Source organism: Emticicia sp. (assembly GCF_043780375.1).
GTDB lineage: Bacteria > Bacteroidota > Bacteroidia > Cytophagales > Spirosomataceae > Emticicia.
This window is the reverse complement of sequence record NZ_JAYWCU010000188.1, coordinates 1-7288: the sequence shown is the minus strand read 5'-3', so window position 1 is coordinate 7288 and position 7288 is coordinate 1. Positions and strand designations below refer to the sequence as shown.

Here is a 7288-nt window from a genome sequence, read left to right as displayed (position 1 = left end):
AACAAAATTTGTCAGAAATTGCATGGGGTTTAGGTTATAGTAGTGTGGCTTATTTATCGAATCAATTCAAGCAAATTGTTGGAATTACGCCGAGTAAATACAAACGACAAATTATCAAAAATCGCATGCCACTCGATAATGTCAATAATATTGTAACAATCTTGTAAAATTCTGTAACATATACTTCAGCTAGGCTTTCTACCTTTGTTTAATAAATATTTAAACAAATTAGAAAATGACAACTTTAAAAAATATAATCGCATTGTTTATTACAGCAATATTTTTCTTTCAGTCTAATGTCATAGCACAAGATGCAAATTACAAGCACCAAATGTTGAGCATCAATCAAAAAGGAGAAATTAAAAAAGGTAGCGTTAAGGTTGGTCAAATTACTAAAGACCATGTAATTAATGATGCTAAAGGAAATAAAATTGCTTACGTTGATGGACAAGGGAATTTAATAGATGCTAAAGGAAAGTTAATGGGTCGCATGGGTAAAGATGGAAAAACCTATCAAAATGTTAATGGTGATTTAGTTTTTAGTGTTAAAGAAAATGGAACATCATGTAATATATATGATGCTTCTGGTAAGAAAATTGACAATATTCATTCAAGTTACAAAGGAATGGCGTGCGTTTTATTTTGCTTTCAAAATGATATGGATATGACAGACCATACCAAAATGGTAAGCAATGATAAATATAGTTGCCCAATGCACCCCGAAGTTACAGGAAAAGAAGGTGATAGATGCTCGAAATGTAAAATGAAATTGGTTTAAGTTGCTAAAAAATAATAAAATGGCTAATCAACTTATCTCAACTGAGGCAACATATGCTTGCCCAATGCACCCCGAAGTTACAGGAAACGCAGGCGATAAATGCCCTAAATGTGGCATGAGTTTAGTCAAAATTGTTAAAAATTAATCAAATAATGACACATACTTATCAAATAACAGGAATGTCTTGCAATGGTTGCCGCACAAAAGTAGAAAAAACCCTTAATTCAATTAAGGAAATTTCTGCGGTCGTAACATTAGACCCACCAATGGCAACTATTACAATGAATAATCACATTCCGACTAAAGAGTTACAAAAAACACTTTCGGCAGTAGGCAATTATACAATAGAAGATACTCGTACAGCAACCTTGCTTTCACAAAATGAAGCTATAAAGGAGAAGCAAACGAATAAATTATTTTCAGAAGATTCAAAAAAAACACCAAATAACAGTAATGGCAAATACTATTGCCCTATGCACTGCGAAGGCGAAAAAGTTTATGATAAAGCTGGTGATTGCCCCGTATGTGGAATGGATTTAGTGCAACAAGCAAGTCTTTCGCAAAGTTTACAATTTACTTGTCCGATGCACCCAGAAATTGTAAAAGACGAGCCAGGTATTTGCCCAATTTGTGGAATGGATTTAGTGCCAAATGAACCAAGCGATAGCCAAGAAAACAAAACTTATAATGACTTAGTAAAAAAGATGAAAATAGCAGTTGCATTTACAATTCCTGTTTTTGCAATTGCCATGTCAGAAATGCTACCCCATAACCCTTTAATGCAGATTATGGATATGGCAAAATGGAATTGGGTACAGTTCATATTAACTCTTCCTGTGGTTTTTTATGCGTGCTGGATGTTTTTTGTGCGTGCTTGGAAATCAATTATTACTTGGAATCTCAATATGTTTACTCTCGTAGGAATTGGCACGGGCGTAGCATTTTTATTTAGTATTGTTGGAATGTTATTCCCAAGTTTTTTTCCAAATGAATTTAAAACTGAAAGTGGCACTGTACATCTTTATTTTGAGGCAACAACCGTTATCTTAACTTTAGTTTTACTGGGTCAATTATTAGAAGCTAAAGCTCACAGCCAAACTAGCGGAGCAATAAAGGCACTTCTAAAATTAGCTCCAACCGAATCTACCATTATTATTAATGGAATAAGTAGCAAAATCTTTATTCATGATATTAAAAAAGGAGATTTGTTAAGAATAAAACCTGGTGATAAAATTCCAGTTGATGGAAAAATAACTCAAGGAGAAAGTACAATTGATGAATCAATGATTTCGGGCGAACCGATTCCTGTTGATAAAAAAGAAGGAGATGTTGTAAGTTCGGGAACAATAAACGGAAATAAATCATTTGTAATGATTGCCGAAAAAGTAGGTTCAGAAACCTTACTTTCGCAAATAATTCAGATGGTAAATGATGCCAGTCGTTCGAAAGCACCAATACAAAAATTGGCAGATAGCATCGCCAAATATTTTGTGCCAATAGTTGTGGTGATATCTATTATTACATTTATTGTTTGGGCAAAGTTTGGACCAGAACCAGCCTTAGTATATGGATATATTAATGCTATTGCAGTCTTAATAATTGCTTGTCCGTGTGCATTAGGCTTGGCTACACCTATGTCGGTTATGGTTGGCGTTGGCAAAGGTGCTTCATCGGGCGTTTTAATAAAAAATGCAGAAGCTTTAGAAAACATGAACAAAGTAAATGTTTTGATAACCGATAAAACTGGCACAATTACCGAGGGAAAGCCGTCAGTTGATAAAATTTATTCAATACAAGATGCAGGAGAGAATCTTCTATTACAAAATATTGCTTCTTTAAATCAATATAGCGAACATCCATTAGCCCAAGCGATTGTAAATTTTGCCAAAGAAAAAAACGTTTCTTTGATTGAAGTAAAAGATTTTGAAGCTATTGCAGGTAAAGGAGTGATAGGAACTGTTAGTAATAAAAAAGTAGCACTTGGAAATAAAACGCTAATGGAACAAGTCAAAGCAAATATTTCGGATGACTTGGAAAGCAAAATAATTGTTGAGCAAAAATTAGGAAAAACCGTATCTTATATTGCCATTGATAAAGTTGCGATAGGTTTTGTAGCTATTACTGATGCTATCAAAATAACGAGTAAAGCTGCCATAAAGGAGTTGATGAGACAAGGAATTGAAGTAATAATGCTTACGGGTGACAATGAGAATACTGCAAAAGCCGTTGCGAATGAACTCAATCTGAGTAGTTTCAAAGCAAGTTGTTTGCCTGAAGATAAATTGAAAGAAATAAAACGCTTACAAGCCGAAGGAAAAATAGTAGCAATGGCGGGTGATGGTATCAATGATGCACCCGCATTAGCACAAGCCGATATAGGCATAGCCATGGGAACAGGCACGGACGTTGCTATTGAAAGTGCAAAAATAACTTTGGTTAAAGGTGATTTACAGGGAATTGTGAAAGCTAAAAATTTGAGTCATGCTGTAATGAAAAACATCAAACAAAATTTGTTTTTTGCATTTATTTATAACACACTTGGCGTTCCGATTGCGGCAGGAGTTTTATATCCACTCTTCGGCATATTATTGTCACCGATGATAGCCGCATTAGCTATGAGTTTTAGCTCAGTATCTGTTATTGCCAATGCTCTCAGGCTAAGAAATATTAAACTTTGATTTTTCTCTAAAATTTAAAAATGCAAACCACTATAATATAAAATGAAGAAAATAGAATTTCATCGAAAAATCAGAAAAACGCACCGTTGGTTAGGACTAATTTTAGGAATCCAGTTTTTGTTTTGGACAATTGGTGGATTATATTTCAGTTGGTCAAATATGGATGAGGTGCATGGAGACCACCAAAAAGCACACATTCATCCACTTACTGGTGATATGACATTGGCTAATCCAGAAGCAATTATTCAAAAAATCAAGAAAAAAGATTCCGTAAATTATATTTTTGATATTCATTTGATTCAACTTTTAGGAAATCCTGTTTATCAAATCACTTATTCAAAAGAGCATGATAGAGGCAAAAAAACACAATTGGCCAATGCCGAAACTGGCGAACTTCGTCCCGCTCTTTCTAAAAATGAAGCAACAGAAATAGCTCAACAAAATTTTTCGAGCGATGCCAAAGTTCAAAAAGTAGAATACCTCACAAATACCAATGGCCACCACGAATACCGTGGGCAACCTTTGCCAGCTTACGCCATAACTTTTGAGCATCCTTCCAATTCCACCGCATATATAGCAAGCGAGTTGGGAACGGTTCAAAAATTTAGAAATAATAAATGGAGAATCTTTGATTTTTTATGGATGCTTCATACAATGGATTATCAAGGTCGAGATAATATTTCAAATTGGTTGTTAAGAGCCTTTTCGGTATTTGGTTTATTTACCATCAGTTCAGGATTTATATTATTTTTTGTCAGTCGAAAAAAAACAATCAAACAAAACTAAAAAACACATGAAAAAATTAATTATTGTAGCATTAAGTTTATTTCTTACAAATATTACTTTCGCCCAGCATGAAAATCATCAACCAAAAGCTGATTCGACAAAAACTGTTTCTAAACCTAAAAGCCCTAAAATGGTGGCAATGGGAATGGTTGGAGACAATCATATACATGTAGATTATGGCTCGCCAAGTGTAAGAGGACGAGCAATTTGGAATGGTTTGGTAGCCAATAACCAAGTTTGGTCTACAGGAGCCCACAAAGCTACTTGGATAGATTTTTCGCAAGATGTAATGATTGAAGGCAAGCATATTCCAAAAGGAAAATATGGTTTTTTTACCATTCCTAACAAAAAAACTTGGACTTTGATTTTGAGTAAAACTTGGGATATGCACTTAGCAGACGAGTATAAACAAGAAAATGATGTTATTAGAATAATCGTAAAACCTAAAAAAAGCAAACAAATTGTTGAAGCACTTACTTACGAAGTTATTCCTTTCACCACAAAAAAAGGAGAAATCAAAATGAGTTGGGAGTATTTGAGTGTAGCATTTAAGTTTGAAAACATGTAACACAACAATCATGAAAAAAATATTTATAATATCTGCACTTCTTACAATATCATCAACTGTTTTTGCCCAGCATGAGCATCATCAAATGCCCACGCCACAGAAAAAAACACCTGTAATTCAAAAAAGTATCAATTCACAAAAGTCTGCGGATACCAAACCGAAAAATCATACAATTACGTATATTTCAAAAGTAGTTCGCTATGATTTATATATAAGAGATACAATAGTAGATTTTGGAAATAAACCCAAAAGAGCCATTGCCGTAAATGGACAAATACCGATGCCCACGCTAACATTTATGGAGGGCGATACTGCCGAAATTTATGTACATAACGAGTTAAACGAAGAAACATCGTTGCATTGGCACGGTTTATTTTTGCCGAACCAATATGATGGCGTACCCAATCTAACACAAATGCCAATTAAACCACATACCACTCATTTGTATAGGTTTCCAATTATTCAACATGGTACTCATTGGTATCATAGTCATACTGGTTTGCAGGAACAAATTGGCATGTACGGCTCAATGATTTTGAATAAAAGAACCGAAGATCCAACTTTTAGAAAAGGGATAGATGATTTGCCTACAATTCCTGTAATATTAAGCGAATGGACAGATTTAAACCCACAAAATGTTCATCGAATGTTGCACAATGCCACAGATTGGTTTGCTATTCAAAAAGGAACAACCCAAAGCTATGGAGAAGCAGTTAAACAAGGCTATTTCAAAACTAAAGTAAGTAATGAATGGAAGCGAATGAACGCAATGGATGTGAGCGATGTGTATTATAATAAATTTTTAATCAATGGCAAAAATGAATCATCATTTACGCCGCTCTCTAAGGGTTCGAAGATGAACTCCAATAAAATTCGTCTGCGAATTTCAAACGGTGGGGCATCAACTTATTTCTGGCTAAATTATGCAGGTGGCAAAATAACTGTCGTGGCAAACGATGGAAACGATGTAGAACCAGTTGAGGTAGATAGGCTAATTATTGCGGTTTCGGAAACTTATGATGTTATAGTATCAATCGGGCAAGGTTTGGCTGCTGACAATAATAAAGCCTACGAATTGTTAGCAACATCTGAAGACCGAACTAAATCAGCCTCATTGTTTTTAGGTTCTGGCGAAAAAATAAAAGCCAAACCAATGCCAAAACTCAAATATTTTGAGGGGATGAAAATGATGAATGGCATGATGAAAATGAATGGAAATTTGGACGATATGGGAATGTCAATGAGCCTCAACCAAATGGATATGAATGTGGTAATGTACCCCGAAATAACAGGAGAGATTGAAAAGCCAAAACATGACATGAAAAACATGAAAAAGGGTGAAATGAAAGGACATGACATGAAAAACATGAAAATGGATGAAGCCCAATATAATAGCAATGAAATGTCAGATATTATTACCTTGAACTATTCCATGCTTAAATCTCCTACAAAAACCATTCTCGCAAAAGATGCTCCTGTGAAGGAACTTAAGTTTGAATTATCGGGAAATATGAACCGTTATGTTTGGAGTTTAGATAATAAAGTGGTTTCAGAAACAGATAAAATTCTTATAAAAAAAGGCGAAACTGTACGAATGATACTTTATAATGGCTCAATGATGCGACACCCTATGCACTTACATGGACACGATTTTAGGGTTTTGAATGGTCAAGAAGAGTTTTCGCCACTAAAAAATGTGATTGATATAATGCCCATGGAAACCGATACTTTGGAGTTTGCCGCTACCGAAAGTGGCGATTGGTTTTTTCATTGTCATATTTTATACCACATGATGAGCGGTATGGGTAGAGTTTTTAGGTATGAAAACTCACCAAAAAATCCTGAAATACCAAACCCAAAATTGGCACAAAGGAGGTTGTTTGCCGATGACAGAAAGTTGCACTTTATGGCAGAAAATGATTTAGCAACCAATGGAAATGATGGCGAAGCAATGTTGCAAAGTACCCGATGGAGCATCGGAACTGAATGGCGTTTGGGCTATAATGACCATCATGGTTATGAAACTGAGACACATATTGGTAGGTATATTGGCAAAATGCAGTGGCTAATGCCATTTATAGGATTCGACTGGCGTTACAGAAAAAAAGATATTCATCAATCTGATTTTCACGAATTAGAAACAAATATTTTTGGTCAAACTAATACGAAAGATAGACGAGCCGTTTTTAGTGTTGGGGTAAATTATACTTTGCCAATGCTAGTAATAGCTCAAGCCGAAATATTTACCGATGGGAATGTTCGTTTGCAATTAGAACGAAAAGATATACCAATTTCAAAAAGATTACGAATGAGTGCCATGATAAATACTGACAAAGAATTCATGGCGGGGTTGCGATATATTGTTAGTAAAAACTTTAGTTTTTCAACGCATTATGACAACGATATGGAATTTGGTGTAGGAATCATGCTTAATTATTGACCAATGTCTGTAAAGAAATTTCAAAAAACTATCAACTA

Annotated in this window: 7 protein-coding genes; all 7 read left to right on the top strand. The window is 34.8% G+C overall.

Annotation, left to right across the window (positions count from 1 at the left end; all coding sequences use genetic code 11):
- Positions 1-8 precede the first annotated feature (8 nt).
- The 7 genes from ACH2CJ_RS15180 to ACH2CJ_RS15150 all read left to right on the top strand — a co-directional run bounded on the left by ACH2CJ_RS15180 (position 9) and on the right by ACH2CJ_RS15150 (position 7250).
- Positions 9-167, top strand: a complete 159-nt coding sequence (locus ACH2CJ_RS15180; RefSeq protein WP_394993796.1) for a helix-turn-helix domain-containing protein — start codon at positions 9-11, stop codon at positions 165-167.
- Between the two features lie 68 nt (positions 168-235).
- The gene (locus ACH2CJ_RS15175) at positions 236-778 is read left to right on the top strand and encodes a 5-fold beta-flower protein (RefSeq protein ID WP_394993795.1); all 543 of its coding nucleotides are present in this window, start codon (positions 236-238) and stop codon (positions 776-778) included.
- A 19-nt stretch (positions 779-797) separates the two neighbouring features.
- Complete coding sequence (locus tag ACH2CJ_RS15170; RefSeq protein ID WP_394993794.1) at positions 798-923, top strand: heavy metal-binding domain-containing protein; 126 nt, start codon at positions 798-800, stop codon at positions 921-923.
- A gap of 7 nt (positions 924-930) precedes the next feature.
- Positions 931-3456: a heavy metal translocating P-type ATPase gene (locus tag ACH2CJ_RS15165; protein WP_394993793.1), complete on the top strand. Its 2526-nt coding sequence runs from the start codon at positions 931-933 to the stop codon at positions 3454-3456.
- Between the two features lie 42 nt (positions 3457-3498).
- Positions 3499-4242 (top strand): PepSY domain-containing protein, encoded by a 744-nt coding sequence (locus ACH2CJ_RS15160; protein WP_394993792.1) that lies wholly within the window; start codon positions 3499-3501, stop codon positions 4240-4242.
- A 7-nt stretch (positions 4243-4249) separates the two neighbouring features.
- Positions 4250-4810: a DUF2911 domain-containing protein gene (locus tag ACH2CJ_RS15155; RefSeq protein WP_394993791.1), complete on the top strand. Its 561-nt coding sequence runs from the start codon at positions 4250-4252 to the stop codon at positions 4808-4810.
- A gap of 10 nt (positions 4811-4820) precedes the next feature.
- On the top strand, positions 4821-7250 hold the full coding sequence (locus ACH2CJ_RS15150; protein ID WP_394993790.1) for a multicopper oxidase domain-containing protein: 2430 nt from the start codon (positions 4821-4823) through the stop codon (positions 7248-7250).
- Positions 7251-7288: the final 38 nt, after the last annotated feature.

Coding starts and splice junctions, on each gene's coding strand:
- ACH2CJ_RS15160 (WP_394993792.1), top strand. CDS start 3,499: ATGAAGAAAATAGAATTTCATCGAAAAATCAGAAAAACGCACCGTTGG.
- ACH2CJ_RS15170 (WP_394993794.1), top strand. CDS start 798: ATGGCTAATCAACTTATCTCAACTGAGGCAACATATGCTTGCCCAATG.
- ACH2CJ_RS15175 (WP_394993795.1), top strand. CDS start 236: ATGACAACTTTAAAAAATATAATCGCATTGTTTATTACAGCAATATTT.
- ACH2CJ_RS15150 (WP_394993790.1), top strand. CDS start 4,821: ATGAAAAAAATATTTATAATATCTGCACTTCTTACAATATCATCAACT.
- ACH2CJ_RS15165 (WP_394993793.1), top strand. CDS start 931: ATGACACATACTTATCAAATAACAGGAATGTCTTGCAATGGTTGCCGC.
- ACH2CJ_RS15155 (WP_394993791.1), top strand. CDS start 4,250: ATGAAAAAATTAATTATTGTAGCATTAAGTTTATTTCTTACAAATATT.